Here is a 22,066-nt window from a genome sequence, read left to right on the forward strand (position 1 = left end):
ACTACCTCAGGCGTCGGCCCGGCGCCTCACGGCGAACCAGACTCCGGCACCGGCCAGCATCATCAGCGCAGCGATTCCGCCGAGCGTCAGCGCCAGGTCGCCACCGGTCGGCGACAGGTCGCCACCGCTGTAGACCTCGAACGACTGGTCAACCGAACCCGACGTCTCGCCCGCGAGCTCAACGAGGTGGTTGCCGTCGTCGGTACCGGCGGGCACATTCCACGTGAACGTGACCTCACCGTTGTCGTCGGCCACCTGCTCGCCGATCGCGTACGGGTCCGAGAACTGCGTCGCAGTGACCGTCTCGCCAGGCTCGAAGCCGTAGCCGTGGGCCACCTGCTCCTCGCCGACCTGGAGGCGGTCGTTCTCGAGGTCCATCGAGATCTGCGCACCGTCAGCGTCGCCGTCTGCGTCGGCGTTTGCCGCGGCAGCAGACGAAGCATCAGACGACGAGTCAGCGTTGGACGCTGCAGCCGACGCGGCGCTCGCGTTGCCCTCAGCGGCGGACGAAGAGTCGGCGTTCGACGTCGACGAGGCGTCTGCCTGAGCTGCGGACTGAGCAGCAGCCTGGCTCGACGCGTTCGCCTCAGACGAGACATCCGACGACGCGTCGCTGGACGCATCCTCGTTCGCAGCGGACTGAGCAGCAGCCGTGGCGTCAGCATCGGCAGCGGCCGAAGCCGACGTCGAAGCATCTGCCTGAGCAGCAGCCTGCGCAGCGGCCTGAGCCGACGCGTTGCTGTTGTCGTCAGCGTCCGCCGAAGCGGAAGCCGAAGACGAGGCGTTCGTGTTCTCGTCAGCATTGGCGCCGTCCGCGTCACCGTCGGCGTTCGCCGCGGCAGCAGCCGAGGCATCCGTCGAGGAGTCAGCGTTCGAAGCAGCAGCTGAAGCAGCAGCCGCGTTGGCGTCAGCAGCGGAGGTCGCGTCGGCGTTCGACGTCGACGAGGCGTCTGCCTGAGCTGCGGACTGAGCAGCAGCCTGGCTCGACGCGTTCGCCTCAGACGAGACATCCGACGACGCGTCACTGGACGCATCCTCGTTCGCAGCGGACTGAGCAGCAGCCGTGGCGTCAGCATCGGCAGCGGCCGAAGCCGACGTCGAAGCATCTGCCTGAGCAGCAGCCTGCGCAGCGGCCTGAGCCGACGCGTTGCTGTTGTCGTCAGCGTCCGCCGAAGCGGAAGCCGAAGACGAAGCGTTCGTGTTCTCGTCGGCATCGTCGCCATCGGCGGCGCTGTCGGCGTCCACGTTCACGTCACCGGTCGTGTCCGAGCCATCCGAGCTGGAGTCAGCCTCGGGGTCGGCATCCGCATCCACGTTCGCGTCAGCGTCCGGGTCAGCGGCAGCATCCACGTTCGAACTCGAGTCCGGGTCAGCGGCCGTGTCCGGGTCAGCATCCGCATCCACGTTCGCGTCAGCGTCCGGGTCAGCGGCAGCATCCACGTTCGAACTCGAGTCCGGGTCAGCGGCCGTGTCCGGGTCAGCATCCGCATCCACGTTCGAGCTGGAGTCGGGGTCAGCGGCCGTGTCCGGGTCAGTTGCACTGTCGGCGTCCGTGTCGGTATCCGGGTCAGCAGTCGCCTCGGTGATCTCCAACGAACCTTCCGCCGGCGTCTGTGACACGTCACCAGTCGCGATGACGTCGAACGTGCCCGTGGCGTCGTCGGCCTCAGTCGTGTACGGCAGCTCGATGTTGCCGTCCGCGTCCGCCGTTACGGGCCCGATCTCCTGACCATCGAGCGTCACCGACACAGACTCGCCGGGCTCGAAGCCCGAACCCGTGATCGTGGTGGACTCACCCTGCTCGACCGAGCCGGGGGTGACATCGATCGAGGTCTCGTAGACGACAGCGTCACCGGCACGAACCGTGGCAGAACCGAGCGACAGCTCGAGAATCGGCGACTGCGGGAGCAGCGAGAGCTGCAGTGCGCGCTCCGTGAACGTGCCCTCCGTGTTCGCGGCGTCCTCGTGCGTGAAGGTCCCGCCGGTCTCCTGCACGTTCGCCGTCAGCGAGAGCAGGTTGTTCGTCACTATCCCGAACAGCGGCTGAAGCACCTGGTTCGCTGCTTCGACAACTGGGCGGAAGATCGTGTCCAGCGTGCCCTCGTCCGTGATCGCGTTCGACAGCGGCGTGACGAGTGCCGGCAGGATCGTGTTGGTCACGGTCTGGAGCACCGGCTCGAGCAGCTCTCCGACCGGGAGACCGATAATCGAGGTTCCCGACGTGTCGACGGTGGGCTCCGACGAGCCTTCGGCCCCGATGAAGTCGCCGAGCGTCCCTGCGAGCTGCACGTCAACCATGCCGATGTTGCCGAGAAGCGAATTGATCTCGCCGGTGATCGCGATGTTGACGTCTACCGCGTGGAGAGCGTCAGTCACCGCGTTGACGAGCAGCGCCGGGATCTGGTCGAAGACCGACCCAATGGCACCGTCGAGCGTAGCCTGAACGAGGTCAGGGTCCAGCAGCTCGGTGTTCGGGTCGAGACCGTTCAGCGTGCCGTCGTAATCGCCACCCTGTGTATCGGCGACCAGGCGCGCCAGGTCGACGTTGACTTCACCCGTGCTGAAGTCGATCGTGATGACGCTGTCGCTCGAGGTGATCGGCTCGGAAAGAACCGACTGAACCGCGGCCTCGAGATCCACATCTACCGTCGCCGTCACACCAAGGTCGTCGATGCTACCGACGCCCAGCAGAAGCGTGTTCAGCGTCGACGTGAGGCCATCGAGAAGTGGGTCGACAGTGGTGTCGATCGCCCCACCTTCGCCCGTCAAGTCGTTGATGGGTCCGGAAACCTCATCGAGTACCTCGACAAGAGTGCCAGAGAGTTCCTCCACCACAGGACTCGTCAGCAACAGCGTTCCGCCCGCGATCTGGTAGTCGCCGACGGGCTCGCCGCCCGCATCGAGCGCGGCGGAGGCCGAGATCGCACCGAGCTCGAGACGCGCGTTGTCGAGAAGGACGTCGAGCCCCGCCTGAGCGAGAATCGGCGTGAGGTCCAGGTAGGCGTTCTCCGAGGGGTCGTTACCCGCGGCTGGCGCAATCGCGCCTTCCTCGCCGAGCAAACCGGACGACGCGTAGGCCGACCCGGCATCTGTGCGCGAGTACTGACCCAGTGCACCAAGCCCGAGAATCGGGTTCTCGCCGAACAGCTGCAGGCCATCGCCGAGCGGAATGTCGAGAGCGCTCAAGAGCTCAAGGTCCAGAGAACGCGAGTTCTCCGGATCGCCACTCGGCTCCGCTGAGTAAGCGGGAGCGAGTTCAGCAAGGAAGTTGACGGTGTCGCCAAGCGAACCGCCGAACGTCAGGAACCGCCCTTCCGCTTCGGCATTATCGGTCTCTGCGGCGGTCGCGGCAGCGCCGGCACCCACGAACGCGGCGACGACGGCTGCAGTAGTGGCGACACCCCCGACCACACGCTTATTCTTCGTCAGCCAGCGCGCGTTGCCGCGCGTGGGCTGCCGATGCTTTTCAGCACGCATTGGTATCCCCTCAGATACGTCCACATGGATGACAGGAAGTGATCACTCCCAGCGACTGAGGGCTGCCAGCGAACGTGGAGCGAAACGCAGGAAACGCTCAGTCTCGAACCATCATGCACATATATTGCCCCCGAGTCCAGTATTCCGATGGTCGGATACCGCGGGTATCTATACCGTGCGGATCACTTCGAGGACCTGCTCTCCGTACGCGTCGCGCTTTTTCTGCCCGATACCGCTGATGGCATCCAGCGCGTCGAGGCTCGCGGGGCGATGCTCCGCGAGTGCCCGCAGCGTCGCGTCGCCGAAGACGATGTATGCCGGCACGCCCTGTTCACGTGCCTGGCCGGCGCGCCATTCGCGCAGCTTCTCGAACAGGTCCCGGTCTTCGGGTGCGAGCGTCTCGGCGGCGGTCGTCTTCCTCGCCGAGGCGGGCCGACTCTTGCGTCCGATGACGTCGTGGCGCAGCGGCACCGGGGTCTCCCCCCGCAGAACGCCGGCCGACTCCGGTGTCACGGCGAGCGTGTTGTACTCCCCTTGCGGTGCCAGCAGACCGCGCGCGAGCAGCTGGCGAATGACGCTGCGCCAGTCCTGGTCTGACAGGTCGTCGCCGATACCGTAGGTCGACAACTCGTCGTGCCGGAACCGGCGCATCCGCTCGGTCTCCTTGCCGCGCAGGATGTCGATGAGATGACCGGCGCCGAACGACTGTCCGCGTTCGCGCTGCAGCCGCACGATCGTCGACATCAGCTTCTGCGCCGCGACCAGCCCGTCCCACGTCTTGGGCGCTTCGAGGCACGTATCGCAGTTGCCACACGGATCCGACGACTGCCCGAAATATGCGAGCAGGTTCTGACGCCGACACTCGACGGTCTCGCACAGCGCGAGCATCGCGTCGAGGTGCTGCTGCTGACGCTGCTGACGCGCGCGGTCGCCGTCACCCTGTTGGATCAGGCGTCGCTGCTGCACGACATCGCCGAGGCCGTACGCCATCCACGCGACGCTCGGCTCGCCGTCGCGTCCCGCGCGCCCCGTCTCCTGGTAATACCCCTCGACCGACTTCGGCAGGTCGATGTGCGCGACGAACCTCACGTCGGGCTTGTCGATGCCCATGCCGAACGCGATCGTCGCGACCACGACCACGCCGTCCTCGCGCAGGAAGCGCGCCTGGTGCGCCGTGCGCGTCTCGGCCGGGAGCCCCGCGTGGTACGGGATCGCGTCGATGCCCTGACCGGCGAGGAAGGAGGCGGTCTGCTCGACCGACTTGCGACTGAGGGCGTAGACGATGCCCGCGGACCTGTCGGGCTGCGACCGGATGAACTGCAGCAGCTGCCGCCGCGCCTCAGTCTTCGCCTCGATGCGGTACTGGATGTTCGGCCGGTCGAAGCTCGCCACGAAGTGCCGGGCCGACCCCAGGTGCAGGCGCTCGGTGATCTCGCGGTGCGTCTCGCGCGTGGCCGTGGCGGTGAGCGCGACGCGCGGGACCCCGGGGAACGCCTCGCCGAGGTCGCCGAGCGTCAGGTAGTCGGGGCGGAAGTCGTGGCCCCACTGGCTCACGCAGTGCGCCTCGTCGATCGCGATCACGCTCAGGGCTCCCCGCGCGAGGAGGCCGCGCGTCTGCGGGCTGCTGAGCCGCTCGGGCGCGACGTAGATGAGGTCGAGCTCTCCGGGCACGTACGCGCGCTCGACCTCGGCACGCTCCGACGGATCCTGCGACGAGTTCAGGTAAGCCGCCGCGACGCCGTTCGCGCGCAGCGCCTCGACCTGGTCGTGCATGAGCGCGATGAGCGGCGAGACGACGAGCCCCGTTCCCTCGCGCACGAGCGCGGGGACCTGATAGCAGACGCTCTTGCCGCCACCCGTCGGCATGAGCACGACGGCGTCGCCGCCCGATGCCACGTGCTCGACGACCTCGGCCTGGTCGCCGCGGAAGGATTCGAATCCGTACACCGTGCGGAGCGCGTCGAGGCCGCTCGCGTGCTGAGGCGCGCGAGCGTGACCCGAGGGCTGCGCGGCGAAGCCCGCGGGCGGCTCCGACACGAACGGATCCGCCCACGCGACCGCGCCCCCCTCGTAGTCGGCGTATCCGTCGTCGGGCGGCTCCTCGGGCGGGATCCAGCCGTCGTCGGGCTCGAACTCATACGGCGGCTGGGTCATCTCTCCAGCCTACGAGCCAGCGCTGACAGACAGATCGCCTGTGGAGAACACGAAAGCCGGTCTGGTGAGACCGGCTTCGAGTGTGGGGATGCGCTGCCCACACTCCAAGTATCCATGCGAATGGGAACTCGCCGCGCATCTCAGGGCTTTCGAGAGCGAACCGTTACGCACGCAATAGGCTCGTATCGTGCCCCGACCATCCGTGCTCTCGACGCGCGTGCTGCTCGTGTGCGCAGCCATCGGCGTCGCGACCGGGTTGATCGGCGGGATCGAGGGATGGCTCGCCGTGCCAGTCCTCGCCGCCACCCCCTTCCTCTATGGGTTCGTCCTAGGGGTGCACGTGCTGCCGGGCATCATCGCGCAGGAGCTGTTCCGTGCGCCGTGGGTCGCCCTCATCACACACGGGATGGCCGCGCTGGTCGGCATCGCCGTGGCTCCCGTCTACGCGTTCCAGTTCCTCGGATCGGCTCTGCTGTTCGGTGGCATCCAGGAGCTCATCGCGGCCGCCTTCCGCTATCGCGCCTGGGGCTGGTGGCGCTTCCTGCTCTCGGCCCTCGCGATCGGCGCCGCCATTGCCGCCGTCATCTGGGCGATCGCCGATCTCGCCGCCCTGCCCGCCTGGTCGCGGATCGTCTACCTCGTACTCTCCCTGCTCGGCCCGGTCGCCTGGACCCTGATCGGGCTCGCCGTCGGCCGCGGCCTCGCCCGAGCGGGCATCGGACCCCGGACCGGCAGGCGGTGACGGATCCGCTCGTCGCGCTGCACGACGTCACCGTGACGTACGCCGACAGCGCGGATCCCGCACTCCGAGGCGTGACGCTGGCGATCGGCCGCGGCGAAGTCGTGCTGCTGGCCGGGCCGAGCGGATCCGGCAAGTCGACGTTGGCGATGACGATGAACGGCCTCGTCCCGCACGCGATCGACGCCGACCTCACCGGCCGGGTCACGGTCGCCGGCACCGACACGGCCGCGTCGTCGCCCGCGCAGCTCAGCCGGACCGTCGGCATGGTGTTCCAGGATCCGGATGTGCAGGTCGTGACGGGATCCGTCTACGACGAGGTCGCCTTCGGCCCGGAGAACCTCTGCGTCCCCGAAGACGAGGTGCGCGACCGCGTGGCGGACGCCCTCCGGATCGTCGGGCTGTGGGAACGCCGCGAAGAGGATCCGGCCGCGCTGTCCGGAGGAGGACGCCAACGGCTCGCGATCGCGGCCGCGCTCGCGATGCAGACGCCGCTGATCGTGCTCGACGAGCCCACCGCCAACCTGGATCCGCAGGGCGCGCGAAGCGTCTACGACGCACTGGATCAGATCGTCGCGTCGGGTGAGACGTCACTGCTGCTGATCGAGCACGCCCTCGACGCTGCGCTTCCGCTCGCGACGCGCATGGTCGTGCTCGACCGCACCGGGCACCCGGCGTTCGACGATGCGCCGCAGACGCTCCTGCGCGATCATGCCGACGAGCTCGAAGAGCTCGGCGTCGGCCTCGCTCCGGCCCACGTGCCGCGCCCCGCTGCCGAGCCCGCGGATCCGATCCTCACCACGCACTCGCTCACCCTCGCTCGCGGCGGGCACACGGTGCTGCACGGTGTCTCGGTCGATATCCCGCGCGGCTCCGTCACCGCGATCGTCGGACCGAACGGCGCCGGCAAGACGACGCTCGCGCAGGCGATCGCCGGCGTGCTCCGCACACCGCGCGGCACGGTGCTGCGCGAGACGGACGTGCGGTTCGTGTTCCAGAACCCCGAGCACCAGTTCGTCGCGCACACCGTGCGGGAGGAACTGGCGCACGGCGTGCGCGGGCTCCCCCGTCACGAAGCGGCGGAGCGCGTCGAGAGCATGCTGGCACGGCTCGACCTCACCGCGCACGCCGACCGTCACCCGTTCCGTCTCTCGGGCGGGCAGAAACGCCGCCTCTCGCTCGGCGCGGTCACGATCGGCATGCGACCGGGCGGCATGCTCGTGCTGGACGAGCCGCTGTACGGTCAGGACCGCGCCCACACCGCGAGCCTCCTCACAATGCTCGAGGAGCTGCACGAGCAGGGCACCACGATCGTCGTCGTGACGCATGATCTGCGCCTCGTCGCGTCGCACGCGACCCACGTGATCGAGATGAACGCCGGCCGCGTCACGCCCGTCGAGGGACTGCCGAAGGATCCCACGCGACCGACAGCGCTCGGTGCGGCGGGTGCCGCACGCCGGCGATTCCTGGAGCGCCGCGACCCCCTCGCGACCCTGCTGGCGGTGTTCCCCGGACTCGTCGCCCTCATCTTCACGCGTGACATCATGACGCCCGCCGTCTTCGTCGGCCTCGCCTACATCACGCTTCTCGTGGGCGTTCCTCCCTCCCGCCGCCTCGTGCTATGGCTGCTCGGCACGCTGCCCGCGATCGGTGCCGTTCTCGCCGCGGGGTTCGGCCTGTGGACCGGATTCGATAACGGGATCGCGACCGCGCTGCGCCTCGTCGCGCTCCTCGCGCTCGCGCTCATCCCCGGACTGGCCAGCGACGGCGTCGACACCGTGCGTGCCCTCACGGCGCATCTGCGGATCCCCTACCGCGTGGGATACTCGGCCCTCGCCGCGCTGCGGTTCGTGCCGCGGTTCCGACACGAGTTCGGCGTGATCCGTGCCGCACACCGTCTACGGGGATCACGCGCCCTCGGCCCGCTCGCGTACCCCCGGCTTCTGATCCCGCTGCTCGCGAGCGGGATCCGCCATGCGGAGCGCGTCGCGCTCGCGATGGACGCCCGAGCATTCGGCGCCTTCCCCACGCGCACGGAACGCCGGCGACCCCGGTGGCATCTCGCGGACACGGCGTTCGTGGCCGGCGCGTGGATCCTCACCGCGGCCGCGATGGTGGCCGGCCCGCTCGTGGCCTGACTCAGTCGGTGTATTCGGCGGCCGCGTCGAGGCCCCAGAAATCCTCGTACGTGTCGTACCCGCCGTTCTTGTACGCCGTCGCGATCTCGACGCCGACGTACCGCAGGTGCCACGGCTCGGCCTCGTACCCCGTCGTTTCGGTGGCGTGCGCCTCATACCGGACGATCCACCCATGGCGCCAGGCGTTCTCGGACACCCACTCGCCCTGCGGCGTCCCGCCGAAGTCGTACATGGATCCGCACACCGTGCCGTCGCACGCGACGATGTCGATCGCGAGCCCGAGCTGGTGCTCGCTGTATCCGGGGCGTGCCGACGTGAGGTCGGCCTCCTCGGTGCTGCCGCGGCTCGCGACCTGCGATTCATACGCCTCGACCTGCGCGGCGTACGAGCGGTATCCGCTCTCGAGCCCGATGTCGCCGACGCCCGCCTCGCTCGCGGCGGTCGTGAGCGCATCGAGTGCATCGGCGGCCGCGGGGTCCAGCTGAGCGCCGATGGGGCTGTAGGTCTGCGGCGCCGTCAGCTCCGGCTCGTAGTCGAGCGGCTCAATCGGGCGCTGCTTGTTGACGACGACCCAGTCCCACGCGGGATGATTCAGGGCGATGCAGCGATCGGCGCGGCCGGAGAGGACTCCTTCGCGGAACTCATCGCCGCCGCCCGCCGCACGCACCACCGCTTCCGCGTCGTCCGACTGGATCGCGTCCTTCACGTCCTGCGAGCAGAAGGGGCGCTGTTGCGTGTCTTCGGCATCGGGCGTCGCGGTGGCAGTCGGCGTGGGGGTCGGGGACGGGGTCTCGGTGACCGGTCGGGTCTCGATGCCGCCGCTGCCGAGCGCCTGCGGACCGGAATCGGATCCACTCGCTCCCGCGACGACAAACGCGCCCGCCACGATCATGGTGCACGCCGACAGCGTCGACGTGACAGTGACGACCGCCCGGCGACGGCGCCGCTCGATCCGCCGGCGCCGTTCGGCGCGGCGTGCGGACGCGTGGTGCGAAGTCGTCACGCCCTCATTGTCCCCGTTCATCCCGGCGTCAGCCCGAATAAGACACACCCCAGACGAACTCGGCGGTGTCGCCCGGTTCAAGCCACGTCAGGCTCTGGCCGGAGTTGAAAGCGTCGGTGGGGATGGACATCGGCTCGATCGCGACCGCGCGGGGCTGGCCGGGATACGCCTCCGTCGTGAACACCTGCAGGTACCCGAAGCTCTCGTCCTGCCACACGGCGACAGTGCGTCCGTCGGGCGCCTCGAGCGTCGACGTCGCGCGCCCCTCGGCGTCGCGCGCGAGCGTGCCGAAGCCGGTGTCGAGGTCAACATCGCCGAGGAACTCGCCCGTGCGCAGGTCGGTGCCGCCCTCGACGGGCTTCTCGGCGAGAGGCAGCAGTCGGTCGTCGACCTCGAACGTCGTCGCCGCCGGGAGCGTGAGCACGAACTCGCGCGGATCCGCGTCACCGATGTGGAAGAACGGATGCGCGCCGACGCCCACGGGGGCCGCGGCGTCGCCGACGTTCGTGAGGCGGTGCGTCACGCGGATCCCGTCGTCAGTGAGCTCGTAGACGACCTGCGTGACGAGCGCGAACGGGTAGCCCTTCTGGGGCACGACGGTCGCCGTGAGGGTCACGGATCCGTCGCCCTCCTCGATCGCGTACGGCGCGTACCGCAGCAGGCCGTGGATCGCGTTGTGGAGGTCGGGCTCGCTCAGCGCGAGCTGCTGGCTGTACGACCGGCCGTGCGGGTCGACCTGCTCCCACCGGCCGTCACGGATCCGGTTCGGCCACGGCACGAGAACGGTGCCGGATCCGAACGGCGTCGCGCTGTGCTCGGGGTACGGCGTGACGATCGACGTGCCGTCGACGGTGAGACCGCGCAGCCCGGCGCCGACCTGCGCGATGTGCGCCGTGACGTCACCGCGGGTGAGATGGATCTGCTTGCCGGTCGGGTCGACGGGGGTATGAGCCATTCCCCCATTGTGTCGCATGAGCGCGGGGTCGTTGGCGACACGAAATGAGGAGATCTCACGAGGGGAGGCGATTCGCGCGGAATCCGTCCTCTTTTCGTGAGATCTCCTCGATTCGTGACGCTCACGACACGCGCCCGGCGTCGCCAGCGGTTCGCTCGCAAGGCGGAGAAGGGAGGCGCACCGAGCGTGCGCTGACCGCCGACAACGCCGCGAGCGGGCCTCTGGCGGCGCCGGGTCAGCCGGCGAGTTCGGTGATGAGGGGGTCGCCGGGTGTCACGTCGCGGAACGGGGCGTCGATCTCGGCGCGCTTGAGCAGGTCGCTCATGCGGCGGCGGCGGTTGCGCGGGATCAGCGTGATGACGCGGCCCTCGCGACCGGCGCGCCCGGTGCGGCCCGAGCGGTGCAGGTACGTCTTGTACTCGTCCGGGGCGTCGGCCTGCACGACGAGATCGACGTCGTCGACGTGGATCCCTCGTGCGGCCACGTCGGTCGCGACGAGCACGCTGATGCGTCCCTTCGAGAAACGCTCGATGTTGCGCGTGCGCTTGGCCTGGTTCAGGTCGCCGTGCAGGGCGATCGCGCGGATATCCGCATCTTCGAACTGCTCGACGAGCTGGTCGGCGAAGGCGCGCGTGCGGCTGAAGATGATCGTGCGCCCGCCACGGTCGGCGAGCTGCTCGATGACGTCGCGCTTGCTGCGCTGGTCGACGACGAGCACCTGGTGGTCGATCGTGCCCGAGTCCTGGTCTTCACCCGCGACCTCGTACACCTGCGGGTCCTTGAGGAACTCGTCGACGAGCGCCGAGACCTCGCGGTCGAGCGTCGCACTGAAGAGCAGCTTCTGGCCGCCTTCCTTCGTGAGGCGCAGGATGCGCTGCACGGGCTCGAGGAACCCGAGGTCGCACATGTGGTCGGCCTCGTCGAGGACGGCGATCTTGACCTCGCTGAGGTCGAGCTTGCCCTGGGCGTGGAGGTCCTCGATGCGGCCGGGCGTGCCGATCACGATGTCGACGCCCTTCTTGAGCGCGCCGACCTGCTTGCCCTGCGGGACGCCGCCGTATACCTGCGTGGTGAACAGACCCACGCTGCGGGCGATCGGCTGTACGGTGCGGTCGATCTGCAGCGCGAGTTCGCGCGTCGGAGCGACGATCAGCGCCTGCGGTGCGCGTCCGAAAGCGCGCCGTCCGCCGTCGCGTCCGCGCAGGAGCGCCTCGACCATCGGCGCACCGAAGGCGATCGTCTTGCCGGATCCGGTGCGGCCGCGGCCGAGCACGTCCTTGCCCTCGAGGATCGGGCCGATCGTGGCGGCCTGAATCGGGAAGGGGCTCGCCGCGCCGAGGTCGGCGAGGGCACGGCAGATGTTGTCGCCCAGACCGAGGTCGCCGAACGTCTGTCCCTCGACCTCGGCGGCCTCTACGGCCTCCGCGGTGAGACGCTCGTGCACCACGTCGATCTGCTGCTCCTGCTGGGCCGTGCGCTGCGGGGCGTCGCGACGCTCCTGCCAGGCACGCTCACCCGCGGTCTGCGGACGGGCCCCCTCGGTCGTCGCGGTGTCGGCGACGACGTCAGCGGATGCGGACGGCGCGCGGTTATCGAAGCGTCCGCCACCGTGCGGGGCATCGCGGTCGAAGCGACGACGGTCGCCCTGCCCCTCGCGGTCGAAGCGGCGTCCGCCACCCTGCGCGCCGCGGTCGAAGCGGTTGTGTCCGCGGGCGTCACGGTCGAAGCGTCCGCCACGGTCGTTCGGAGCACCGCGGCCCGCGCGTCCCTCGCGGGCGTCGCCGTCGAACCGGCGGGGCGCGCGGTCATCGCGATCGAAGCGACGCGGGCCGCGGTCATCACGATCGAAACGACGCGGCGCACGGTCATCACGATCGAAACGACGCGGCGCACGGTCATCACGATCGAAACGACGCGGACCGCGGTCATCACGATCAAAACGGCGGGGCGCACGGTCGTCACGATCGAAACGACGCGGACCGCGGTCATCACGATCAAAACGGCGGGGCGCACGGTCGTCACGATCGAAACGACGCGGCGCACGGTCGTCACGCTCGAAACGACGCGGGCCGCGGTTGTCCGAGTCGAATCGGCGTCCGCCGCGGTCATCGCGCGGACGGTCGTCGCGGTCGAAGCGACGCGCGCCGTCCTGGCGGCCTGCGCCGCCGCGTGCGCCATCGAATCGACGGTCGTCGCCGCCACGCGCGCGGTAGCCGCCAGTCGACGGGCGGTCGCCCGAGCTGTCGCGGTCGAAGCGACGATCGTCGCGCTCGTGCGACGACGAGCCGCGGGAATCGAAGCCTCCGCGCTGTGCGCGATCGTCGCGCGACCAGCGCGGCTTACGGGATCCGCCGCTCTTGGAGGCGTAGCGAGGGTCGAAGTTCTTCACGGGGCGTCCGCCCGCGGGCTTCTTACTTTTTGGCATGCGTAATACACGCACCTTCCGTAGGTGTTATGCGGCCATGACAGGACACATAAACACCCACGCACACTACGTGGCATCCCTCAGCCGACGTTCCAGAGTATCGAAACGCCCTGGGAAACCGCCTTGCCTGTCCGAATCCCCCCTGTGCTGCGGCGCGCTGCCCTCGCGTTCAGTCGCGACGGCGGCGAAGCGGCGGGGCCGTCGGGACGGAGGTGCCGCGCTCGTCCGGAAGCTGCACCGTGACGGTCACGAGCGGCGCGGATCCCTCCGGGGCACCCGGCTGTCGCACGTCGACGACCGTTTGGCCTGCGGTCGCCGGCGCGGGCTCGTGCGGGACGACGCGCGCCACGGCGGATCCACCGTGGCGGTCGTGCGCGGACGGCTCCGCACCCGTGGCAACGACGTTCGCGGATCCCGTGCGGGCCGGCCGCGTGCCGGACGGGGATGCGACCCCCGCGGTCACGGACGGCTCGTCGTCAGTGGCGTCGCGCGCATCCGTCGCTCCGGGGCCGTGGTCCGGGCCGTCCGGGCTCGGAGTGGATCCGCCGTCGCCGCGGCGCTTGGCGCGCCGCTCCTTCGCGCCCTCGACGAGGTTGTAGAGCGTCGGGAGCACGATGAGCGTCATGAACGTCGACGAGACGAGACCGCCGATCACGACGATCGCGAGCGGCTGCGAGATGAACCCGCCGTGACCGGTGATGCCGAGCGCCATCGGCGTGAGCGCGAAGATCGTGGCGAGCGCCGTCATGAGAATCGGCCGCAGTCGCATCGAGCTGCCCGCGAGGGTCGCCTCGTACGTGCTGAGGCGGTGTCGATCGCGATACTGGTTCACCAGGTCGACGAGCACGATCGCGTTCGTGACCACGATGCCGATGAGCATCAGCACGCCGATAAGGCTCGCGACGCCGAGCGGCACGCCCGTCACGATCTGCAGGAGGATCGCGCCCGTCGCGGCGAACGGCACGGACACGAGAAGCAGCAGCGGCTGACGCAGCGACTTGAACGTCGCGACCATGACGATGTAGATGATGAGGATCGCTGCGAGCATCGCGAGACCGAGCTGCTCGAAGGCCGAGGCCTGGTCCTCCGAGACACCGCCGAGCGTGGCGCGCGTGCCCTCGGGCAGGTCGGCGTCATCGAGCGCGGCCTGCACGGCGGTCGTCGCCGCCATGAGGTCGTCCGTGGCCGGCGGAACCGTGATCGTGGCGGTGCGGAGCCCGCCTGCCGTCGTGATCGACGCGGGGCTCGTGTTCTCCTCGACCGTGGCGACATCGCGCAGTTCGATCACGCCCGTCGCGGTCGGGATCTCGAGCGCGCGCAGCTCGGAGATCGTCGCGGGCGGATCCTCGTTCGCGATGTAGACGGTGAGCGACGACTCGTCGATCTCGACCGTGCCGGCTTCGGACGGCTGCATCGTGCTGTTCACCAGGGATCCGATCGCCGCCTCGCTGAGGCCGGCCTCGGCGGCCGCGCCCCGATCGACGTCCACGGCGATGAACGGCATCGCGGCCTCGAGGTTGTTGGTGATGTCACCGAGGCCGTCCCGGCCATCCAGCTCCTCCATGAGCACGTCGGTCGCCTCGCGGATGTCGGCGTCGCTCGCGCCCTCCACCTCGACGGAGATGTCGGTCGACATGCCCATTCCCGCGGCGGACTGCACCATGAGGTCCCCGGCGTCGTCGAGGTCAGCGAGCGCCGCCTCGACGTCAGACTTGATCTGCTCCTGATCGGCGTCGGGGTCGGTCATCACGGAGAAGGTGGCATTGTCACCGCCGCCGAACATGCTCATCATGCCGCCGGAGCCGATGGTGACCTGCACCGTGTCGACGCCGTCGACGTCGCCGAGCGACTCCTCGACGCGCTGCGCCGCTTCATCCTTCGACTCGAGGCTCGCCGTCTCGCCCAGATCCTGCGTCACCGTCAGAGTGTTCTGTCCCGTGTCGCCGAGGAAGTTCGTCTTCATCATCGGCGCGAGCATGACGGTGCCGATCATGACGACGACCGCGAGCGCGAGCGTCGACCACGAGTGTCGCAGCGTCCACGACAGGATCGGCTGGTACGCCTTCTGCAGACGCGTCTTCGGGGCATCGGGGTGCTCAGGATCGATCGGCTCGCCGCTGTCGGTCACGAGCGCCTTGCCCGGGCGCATGAACCAATATGCGAGCACCGGCACGATCGTGAGCGAGACGAGCAGGGAGGCGAGCATCGCGATCGTCACCGTCATGGCGAACGGCCGGAACAGCTCCCCAACCATGTCACCCACGAACACGATGGGCAGGAACACGACGACGGTCGTGAGGGTCGATGCGGTGATGGCGCCCGCGACCTCGCGCACAGCGAGGCGGATCGCGTCACCCTTGTCGGCACCCGCGACGTAATGTCGCTTGATGTTCTCGATGACGACGATGGAGTCGTCGACGACGCGCCCGATCGAGATCGTCAGCGCGCCGAGCGTCAGCATGTTGAGCGAGTACCCGAACGCCTGCATGCTCGCGAACGAGATGAGGATGCTGGTCGGAATCGAGATCGCCGTCACGAGCGTCGAACGGATCGACAGCAGGAACACGAGGATCACCAGCACAGCGAACACGAGGCCGAGCACGCCTTCGACCGCGAGCGTCTCGATCGAGTCGACGATGAACGGCGCCTGGTCGAACACGACCGTGAACTCGACGTCGGAGAGCTGCTCGTTCGCCTCGTCGAGAGCGGCGATGACACCCTCGGAGACGGCCACGGTGTTGCCGTCGGGAAGCTTCGTGACGGAGATCGAGATCGCGTCTTGACCGTCGACGCGAGAGATCGAGGTGGTGGGGTCGTCCTCGCGTTCGACGTTTGCGACGTCGGCGATCGTGTAGGTCTCGGGCGTGGTGACCTCGCCCGTGTTGGGATCCACCTGCGGCTCGGCGTTCGACACGAGCGGCAGAGCCCGGATGTCGTCGACCGAAGTGAGCTTGAGGCCGGTCTGCACGGTGAGGGTCTCACCGTCTTCGGTGACCTCGCCGCCGGGGAAGAGGTTGCCGTTCTGCTGCAGCGCGTCACTGATCGCCTGCTGCGTGACGCCCGCCGTCTGGAGATTTTCGGGAACCGGGGTGATCGTGATCCGCTCGCTCGCGGCGCCCGTCACGGTCGCGGATCCGACCCCGTCGATGTCTTCGATCTCGGGGATCACGATGTTCTCGAGGTCGTCCTGCGCCGTCGCGGGATCCTCGAAGCCCGACGCCGCGACCTGGATCACCGGGAACTCATCGAGCGAGAGCGCGACGATCTGCGGATCCACCGCGTCGGGAAGCTGGCTGTCGATGCGGCTGATCGCCTGCTGCATCTTCTGCTCGCTCGTGGCCATGTCGGTGCCGTAGTCGAACATGGCCTGGATGAATGCCATGTTCGACGAGCTCGTGGCGGTGGTCGACTCGAGGCCGGGGACCGCCTGGATCGCCTCTTCGATCGGCGTCGCGACGTCTTCCTCGACCACGTCGGGAGACGCGCCCGGGTAGCTCGCCGTCACGATGAGCGCCGGGAGCTCCATCGTCGGAATGAGCTCTTGCTTCAGATTCGTCAGCGAGACGCCGCCCACGATCGCCGCACAGATCGTGATGAGGGCGATCAGCGCGCGGTTCTTCAGGCTGAGGACGGCGAGTTTCGACACAGGGTCTCTCCGGGAAAGTCGGACGCGATACAGAGGTGTATGCCCGCGTGCCAGTCTTCCACGCGGTCACTATGCATGCGCTTCGAACCGGCGAAGATCATCCCAGGGTATGAGAGGCGGTTCCTCCGGGAGGAGGAAGACGCCGCTCTACCTTCCACGAATGCACCCAAAACGCGCGTTTTGGGTGCATTCGTGGAAGGTGATGCGGTTACTCGTCTCCGAAGACCGGCTTGTCGTCGTCAACGTCCTCGCTGAGTGGCACGACCAGCAGCGGACGGTGTTGACGGTGCGACAGTCGCGCCGCGACGGATCCGGTGAAGAACTCGCGCAGAGACTCGCCGAAGCCGCGGTTCCGGGTGCCGATCACGATCAGGGGCGCGTCGATCTTGTTGGCGAAGTGCTTGATGGCGAGAGCCGGGTCGCCGACGAGCTGCGTTGTCGACCACTCCACATCCGAGCCGCGGAGCGTCTCGGCCACATGCTGACGCACCTCCGCGAGCTCCGCCACACCGGCATCGACGTTGATGTCGATCGGTGCGGTGTGCGGCGCGCCGTCCGGATCCTCGTAGGTCACGAAACGCGTGACGTCGACGTGGACGACCACGAGTGGCGCGCCGTGAAGCTCGGCATAACGCGCCGCCTCAGTCACGACGCGCGCCGACTGCTCCGGCGTGATGGCCGCGATCACCGCGCCGTGCGGGGCGTTCGTGGCTGATTCTGCAGCATTCTGGGGGTCGGACATCTGATGCGCACCTCCTGCCGGCGGAGCCCGTCGATCAGGCCCCGTGGTATCCTGAATCCTACTCTTTCCCGGGGCATTTCCGGGTGCCATGGAAGCATGTATCTGAATAGGGTTCGAGGAATCACCCAGCAGATCGACGTTAAAAGGGGGTCGACGCGCTATGGGGCGTGGCCGTCAGAAGGCGAAGCACACAAAGCTCGCTCGCGAGTTGAAGTCGTTCAGTCCCACAGTGGACTACGCGGCGCTTGAGCGTGAGCTCACGAGTCCGAGCGACAACGAGTACGTCGACCGGTGGGCCGACATGTATCAGGACGAGGACGAAGACGACGAACCCGCGAGGGTCTGAGCCGTTTTCGTCGTTGAGCGCCGTGGGATCGTCCCACGGCGCTCAACGTTGCGTCGGCCCGACGCGTCGTGAGAGCAGGATGAATACGACGAGTCCCACGACGAGCAACCCGAGCATCGGCAGGTACGCGACGCGGAACAGCTCCATCGAGTAGTCATCGGGCGTCTCGGCACCCTGCGCCGTGAGCATCGCCCCGGTGAGCCAGATCGTGATGAGCGCGCCCGAGAACCCGCCCGTATTGACGACGCCGTTCGCGCGCGCCGCCAGCGACCCCGCGACGTAGTCGCGCGAGATTTCGAACGCGGTGAGCGAGGCCGGACCGCCGATGCTCAGACCGAACGCGAGCAGGACGAGCGGGAACATCGGGGTCGGCGTCGGCCAGGTCAGCACGAGGGTCCACGTGACGAGCTGCAGGAGCACGAAGCCCACGATGATCCCCGTCCGCACGCGCGGGCGCCCGACGATGGCGCGGCCGATCACCAGTCCGGCGACCATGCCGATGAGCGGGATCGAGAGCAGATAGACGCCGATCTGCCCCGCGTCGAAACCGGCGCCGTGCTCGAGGAACAGCGGGCCCCACGTGACGACGAACGCCGTGAACGGCGCGGCCGTGATGAGGTGCGCGGAGAACGCGAGCCACGACCCGCGTTCGCGCATCGCGGCCACGGTTCCTCGCATCACGGATCCGAAGCTCTCGCCGCTCGCCGTACGCGACGGATCCCGCCCCATCATCGCGAGCACCGCCCCGGCGGCGAGCGCGACGACGCCCGTGAATGCGGCCATCACCGCATATCCGGTCGGCCAGCTCGTGACGTCGATGAGCATGACGAGCGGCGTCGCCGTGATCACCATGCCGAAGTTTCCGACGATGCCGATCGACTGCATCCCGAGCGGCGTCCACCGCGTCGGCAGCGCGACCGCCGTGAGTCGCACGGCCGAGGGGAACACCATCGCGTCGCCCAAGCCGGCGAGGGCGCGCGCAACGAGAAGGGCACTGAAGCCCTCGCCGTAGCCGATGAGCACCTGGCTCACCGCGACGATCACGAGGCCGCCGAGCAGTACGGTCCGGCCGCCGAGGCGGTCGACGAGCATCCCGATGGGGATCTGCGCGGCGGCGTAGACGAGCAGCTGGAGAATTCCGAACGCCGCGAGGTCGTCGCTCGTCAGGGAGAAGCGGTCGCTCGCGATGGCGCTCGTGGCCGAGAGCGAGGTGCGCGACATGATCGCGGAGAGATACGCGATACAGGCGAATACCCACACCGCCACCCGCAACCAACGCGGGGAACGGGAGAGGAGCGCCATGTCGCGCCCCATTCTCCCACGCGCACCTCAAAAGATCCGGCGATCACGCGGCGGGCTCCTGCCCCGGCGAGCGATGGGTCGCCAGAGAATGCGGCCGCGCGCGGCGCGGCGCCGCATTCTCTGGCGACCCATCCGCGTGGGTCAGCCGCGCAGGGCCTCCCGGACACGTGCCGTCGCGGCGTCGAGGTCGGCCTGCAGCGCATCGATAACCGCGGGGTCCAGGGTCCCGCCCCGGGCGACGTGCGTGCGCAGGTCGGCGCGCACGGATCCCCGGAACGACGCCAGCACGGCCTCGGCACGCGCCTGCTCGGCACGCGCGGCCTGGCGCGGGTCCTCGTGCGGCGGCTCGTCCGCGGTCCCGCCCGATGCCGCCGCAGCGAGGTCGGCGCGGAGGCTCTTCATCGCCTCGCGCACGTTCTGACGCACGCCGTCGGCGATGAGCCGCACCGAGTCTGAGAGGCCGTCCTGGATCCCGTCGATGTCATCCGCGCGGGCACGTACTTCGGCGCGGCCGGCCTCGGTGATCGCGTAGATCGTGGTGCGCCCGTCGCGCGTCTTCGTGACGAGCCCCTCCTCCTCGAGCTTCGCGAGACGCGGATAGATCGTGCCGGCACTCGGCGTGTACGTCCCGCCCGTGCGCTCGGAGAGCGCCTGGATGATGCCGTATCCGTGCAGCGGCTTCTCGTCGAGAAGACTGAGCAGGTAGAGGCGCAGGTCGCCGTGGCTGAAGACGGGAGGCATCAGCGCTCGCCGCCGGTCGGCCACTCGACCTCGGTGTCGGTCTCGCTGACCGGCACGCCCCCGCCACGGCGCAGCACCGTGATGTCCCCGCCGACGGAGTTCGCACGGACATCGGCGAACATTCCCGAGAGCGCCCCCGCGTGCCCCTCGTAGTGCTTCGACCGCGACACGCCGTCGAGCTGTACGCGCCCACTGAGGGTGTGGATGTTGTACTTCGCGGCGTAGTCGTCGTCGAGGCGCAACGTCGTGGATCCCGACACCGAATTGATGCTGGCCTCCTGCAACGGGCCGTCCGCGTCGATGAAGATCGATCCCGAAACGGTGTTGACGTCGGCTTCTCGCACCTCACCCGAGACCGCGATGTCGCCTGAGACCATGTCGCTGGCGAAGTCTCCGACGAGGCCGCGCACCTGGATATCGCCGGACACCGCGTGGGTGTTGAGGTCTCCATTGAGCCCGTCGACGAGGACGTCTCCGGAGACGGTGTTGAGCGTCGCGTCCCCGGCAACACCGGCGACGAGCACACTCGCGCTCACCACGCCGAGCGAAAGCTCGAGGTGCCGCGGCACAGCCACGCTGATCTCCGCGCGCGGGCCCGAGGATCCGAAGTGCCCGAAGGCCTTGATGAAGTTGTCCCAGCGCACCTGCGGGTGGTCGACCTCCAACTCAGATCCGGTCACCTCGACGCGCAGTTCCTTCACGGCGATGCTGTGGATCTCGACGCGCACGTGATCCTCGTCATGGCCGACGACATCAATCTGGCCGCCGACGAGCGATGCCTTCAGACGGGTGACGTCCGCGATGTCGATCACGCGCGTCTCTCCCGGCTGGATCACCCATTTCTCATGTGTCATGCTCGACCCTTCCCTCGAGATATATCTTGAGTTAAACACGATGTATCGCGTTTGGCTACTCCGAATCGGGATACTCTCAGATTTCCCTCCTTGACCTTGACGTTGCGTCAACTTCTACCGTGGAAGCCATGAACGAAATGTCGATCCAACAGGTCGCGCGGCTGACGGGCACGACCAGCCGCACCCTGCGGCACTACGACCAGATCGGGTTGTTGCGCCCGTCGCGCGTCGCCGCGAACGGTTACCGCCAATACGGATCCGACGAGCTCGTGCGTCTGCAGCGGATTCTGCTGCTGCGCGAGCTGGGTCTCGGCCTGCCTGAGATCGGGCGGGCACTCGACGCGCAGGGCAACGAAACCGTCGCGCTGCGCACCCACCTGACGTGGCTGGACACGGAACGCGACCGGATCACGCGGCAGATCGCCGCGGTCACCGAGACGGTCGCACGATTAGAGAAAGGAGACGACCCCATGACAACCAACATGTTCGACGGGTTCGACCACACGAAGTATAAAGACGAGGTCATCGAGCGCTGGGGCGCCGACGCGTACGCGCGGTCGGACCGCTGGTGGCGCGGGCTGAGCGAGGAGGACCGGGCCGATTTCCAGCGCGAGGTGCGCGAGCTCAACGACGCGTGGCAGCGCGCGGCGAACGCCGGCGCGGATTCGCATTCCGAGGAAGTACAGCAACTCGCCGAGCGGCACGTCGCCTGGCTGCGCGGCATGCCGGGGAGCCCCGCGGAGGATCCCTCCCAGGTCGTCGGCTACGTGCGCGGACTCGGCGACATGTACATCGCGGATCCGCGGTTCGGCAAGAACTACGGCGGGCCCCAGGGCGCCGCTTTCGTGCGCGACGCGCTCCACGCCTGGGCCGACCACGCGGACGACTGACGGAGTACGCTCGGTGCCATGACCACCGAGATCCGCTCCGAATTCGGTCAGCGGCAGAGCCTGCGGACCATCACCATGACGACCAGCATCGTCTCGCTCATCTTCGGTGCGCTGATGCTGATCTGGCCCGTGAAGTCGGCGATGATCGTCGCGATCCTTGTGGCGGTCTACGCCATCATCGGCGGACTGCTGCATCTCGCGCACGGCGTGCTCTCGCAGGGGACTGGCCGCTGGACACGGGTAGGTTTCGTCGCGCTCGGGCTCGTCTTCATCGCCGCCGGTGTGCTGGCGTTCGGCAGCCTCGGCACAACGACGCTGCTGCTCGCAGTCATCGTGACGACGTTCATCGGAGCGGCCTGGATCATCGACGGCATCGTCGCCCTGTTCTCACTCCGGCTGAAGGATCCAGTCCTCCCCCGCGGAGACAAGGCACACAAGGGGTGGACGATCTTCTATGCGGTCGTGGGCGTCGTCGCCGGCGTCGCGGTCGTCGCCTCGCCGCTCTTCGCCGCGCTGTGGCTGTGGCTTCTGTTCGGAGCGTCGCTCATCGTGCTCGGGATCGGCGGCATCATCCGTGCCGCCTCGATCGGCGATTGACGCTGACGGTTCAGGGTCCGCAGGTATCGTGTGGGCCCTGAGCCGTCAGTCGCGGTC

The 22,066-nt window shown here is 68.5% G+C and carries 16 protein-coding genes; 6 read left to right on the forward strand and 10 right to left on the reverse strand.

What is annotated here, in order from left to right; translation table 11 throughout:
• Window positions 1-6: 6 nt before the first annotated feature.
• Window positions 7-3,477 (reverse strand): choice-of-anchor G family protein, encoded by a 3,471-nt coding sequence (locus tag IEW87_RS00285; RefSeq protein WP_188710329.1) that lies wholly within the window; start codon window positions 3,475-3,477, stop codon window positions 7-9.
• 168 nt (window positions 3,478-3,645) lie between these two features.
• Window positions 3,646-5,631, reverse strand: a complete 1,986-nt coding sequence (gene recQ, locus IEW87_RS00290; RefSeq protein WP_188710330.1) for a DNA helicase RecQ — start codon at window positions 5,629-5,631, stop codon at window positions 3,646-3,648.
• A gap of 187 nt (window positions 5,632-5,818) precedes the next feature.
• Between recQ and IEW87_RS00295 the strand changes: the two genes are divergently transcribed.
• Together IEW87_RS00295 and IEW87_RS00300 are read left to right on the forward strand one after the other, a co-directional pair.
• Complete coding sequence (locus IEW87_RS00295) at window positions 5,819-6,373, forward strand: ECF transporter S component (RefSeq protein WP_188710331.1); 555 nt, start codon at window positions 5,819-5,821, stop codon at window positions 6,371-6,373.
• Window positions 6,370-8,508 carry an ATP-binding cassette domain-containing protein gene (locus IEW87_RS00300; protein WP_188710332.1) on the forward strand — a complete coding sequence of 713 codons (2,139 nt, stop codon included), beginning with the start codon at window positions 6,370-6,372 and terminating at the stop codon, window positions 8,506-8,508. Before IEW87_RS00295 ends, IEW87_RS00300 begins: the two co-directional genes overlap by 4 nt.
• Window position 8,509: 1 nt before the next feature.
• On the opposite strand, the gene IEW87_RS00305 is transcribed toward IEW87_RS00300, so the two are convergent.
• From IEW87_RS00305 to IEW87_RS15190, 3 genes are all read right to left on the reverse strand, one after another.
• Window positions 8,510-9,511 (reverse strand): M15 family metallopeptidase, encoded by a 1,002-nt coding sequence (locus IEW87_RS00305; RefSeq protein ID WP_188710333.1) that lies wholly within the window; start codon window positions 9,509-9,511, stop codon window positions 8,510-8,512.
• A gap of 28 nt (window positions 9,512-9,539) precedes the next feature.
• Window positions 9,540-10,466, reverse strand: coding sequence for an aldose 1-epimerase family protein (locus IEW87_RS00310; protein ID WP_188710334.1), 927 nt, complete (start codon window positions 10,464-10,466; stop codon window positions 9,540-9,542).
• Between the two features lie 235 nt (window positions 10,467-10,701).
• Entirely contained in the window at window positions 10,702-11,913 is a 1,212-nt protein-coding gene (locus tag IEW87_RS15190) for a DEAD/DEAH box helicase (RefSeq protein ID WP_373285072.1), read from the reverse strand.
• Between IEW87_RS15190 and IEW87_RS15195 the strand changes: the two genes are divergently transcribed.
• Window positions 11,905-12,897, forward strand: a complete 993-nt coding sequence (locus tag IEW87_RS15195; protein WP_373285073.1) for a hypothetical protein — start codon at window positions 11,905-11,907, stop codon at window positions 12,895-12,897. The two genes, IEW87_RS15190 and IEW87_RS15195, sit on opposite strands and share 9 nt — an antisense overlap.
• A 163-nt stretch (window positions 12,898-13,060) precedes the next feature.
• Here the strand turns inward: IEW87_RS15195 and IEW87_RS00320 are convergent, their stop codons facing one another.
• On the reverse strand, window positions 13,061-16,537 hold the full coding sequence (locus tag IEW87_RS00320; RefSeq protein WP_188710336.1) for an efflux RND transporter permease subunit: 3,477 nt from the start codon (window positions 16,535-16,537) through the stop codon (window positions 13,061-13,063).
• Between the two features lie 208 nt (window positions 16,538-16,745).
• The gene (locus IEW87_RS00325) at window positions 16,746-17,279 is read right to left on the reverse strand and encodes a universal stress protein (protein WP_188710337.1); all 534 of its coding nucleotides are present in this window, start codon (window positions 17,277-17,279) and stop codon (window positions 16,746-16,748) included.
• Window positions 17,280-17,439: 160 nt separating this feature from the next.
• Between IEW87_RS00325 and IEW87_RS00330 the strand changes: the two genes are divergently transcribed.
• On the forward strand, window positions 17,440-17,625 hold the full coding sequence (locus IEW87_RS00330) for a DUF3073 domain-containing protein (protein ID WP_188710338.1): 186 nt from the start codon (window positions 17,440-17,442) through the stop codon (window positions 17,623-17,625).
• Window positions 17,626-17,667: 42 nt separating this feature from the next.
• Here the strand turns inward: IEW87_RS00330 and IEW87_RS00335 are convergent, their stop codons facing one another.
• The 3 genes from IEW87_RS00335 to IEW87_RS00345 form a co-directional block, all read right to left on the reverse strand.
• Entirely contained in the window at window positions 17,668-18,927 is a 1,260-nt protein-coding gene (locus IEW87_RS00335) for an MFS transporter (protein ID WP_188710339.1), read from the reverse strand.
• Between the two features lie 141 nt (window positions 18,928-19,068).
• Window positions 19,069-19,668 carry a PadR family transcriptional regulator gene (locus tag IEW87_RS00340; RefSeq protein ID WP_188710340.1) on the reverse strand — a complete coding sequence of 200 codons (600 nt, stop codon included), beginning with the start codon at window positions 19,666-19,668 and terminating at the stop codon, window positions 19,069-19,071.
• Window positions 19,668-20,522, reverse strand: a complete 855-nt coding sequence (locus tag IEW87_RS00345; RefSeq protein WP_188710341.1) for a DUF4097 family beta strand repeat-containing protein — start codon at window positions 20,520-20,522, stop codon at window positions 19,668-19,670. Before IEW87_RS00345 ends, IEW87_RS00340 begins: the two co-directional genes overlap by 1 nt.
• Window positions 20,523-20,650: 128 nt before the next feature.
• Here IEW87_RS00345 and IEW87_RS00350 point away from each other — a divergent pair, with 128 nt between their 5' ends.
• Entirely contained in the window at window positions 20,651-21,412 is a 762-nt protein-coding gene (locus IEW87_RS00350; protein WP_188710342.1) for a MerR family transcriptional regulator, read from the forward strand.
• A gap of 18 nt (window positions 21,413-21,430) precedes the next feature.
• Window positions 21,431-22,009, forward strand: coding sequence for a DUF308 domain-containing protein (locus tag IEW87_RS00355; RefSeq protein ID WP_188710343.1), 579 nt, complete (start codon window positions 21,431-21,433; stop codon window positions 22,007-22,009).
• The last annotated feature ends 57 nt before the right edge of the window (window positions 22,010-22,066 follow it).

Origin of the sequence: Microbacterium faecale, assembly GCF_014640975.1 — a bacterium.
Lineage (GTDB): Bacteria > Actinomycetota > Actinomycetes > Actinomycetales > Microbacteriaceae > Microbacterium > Microbacterium faecale.

Coding starts and splice junctions, on each gene's coding strand:
- IEW87_RS00285 (WP_188710329.1), bottom strand. CDS start 3,477: ATGCGTGCTGAAAAGCATCGGCAGCCCACGCGCGGCAACGCGCGCTGG.
- recQ (WP_188710330.1), bottom strand. CDS start 5,631: ATGACCCAGCCGCCGTATGAGTTCGAGCCCGACGACGGCTGGATCCCG.
- IEW87_RS00310 (WP_188710334.1), bottom strand. CDS start 10,466: ATGGCTCATACCCCCGTCGACCCGACCGGCAAGCAGATCCATCTCACC.
- IEW87_RS00325 (WP_188710337.1), bottom strand. CDS start 17,279: ATGTCCGACCCCCAGAATGCTGCAGAATCAGCCACGAACGCCCCGCAC.
- IEW87_RS00330 (WP_188710338.1), top strand. CDS start 17,440: ATGGGGCGTGGCCGTCAGAAGGCGAAGCACACAAAGCTCGCTCGCGAG.
- IEW87_RS00335 (WP_188710339.1), bottom strand. CDS start 18,927: ATGGCGCTCCTCTCCCGTTCCCCGCGTTGGTTGCGGGTGGCGGTGTGG.
- IEW87_RS00340 (WP_188710340.1), bottom strand. CDS start 19,668: ATGCCTCCCGTCTTCAGCCACGGCGACCTGCGCCTCTACCTGCTCAGT.
- IEW87_RS00345 (WP_188710341.1), bottom strand. CDS start 20,522: ATGACACATGAGAAATGGGTGATCCAGCCGGGAGAGACGCGCGTGATC.
- IEW87_RS00350 (WP_188710342.1), top strand. CDS start 20,651: ATGAACGAAATGTCGATCCAACAGGTCGCGCGGCTGACGGGCACGACC.
- IEW87_RS00355 (WP_188710343.1), top strand. CDS start 21,431: ATGACCACCGAGATCCGCTCCGAATTCGGTCAGCGGCAGAGCCTGCGG.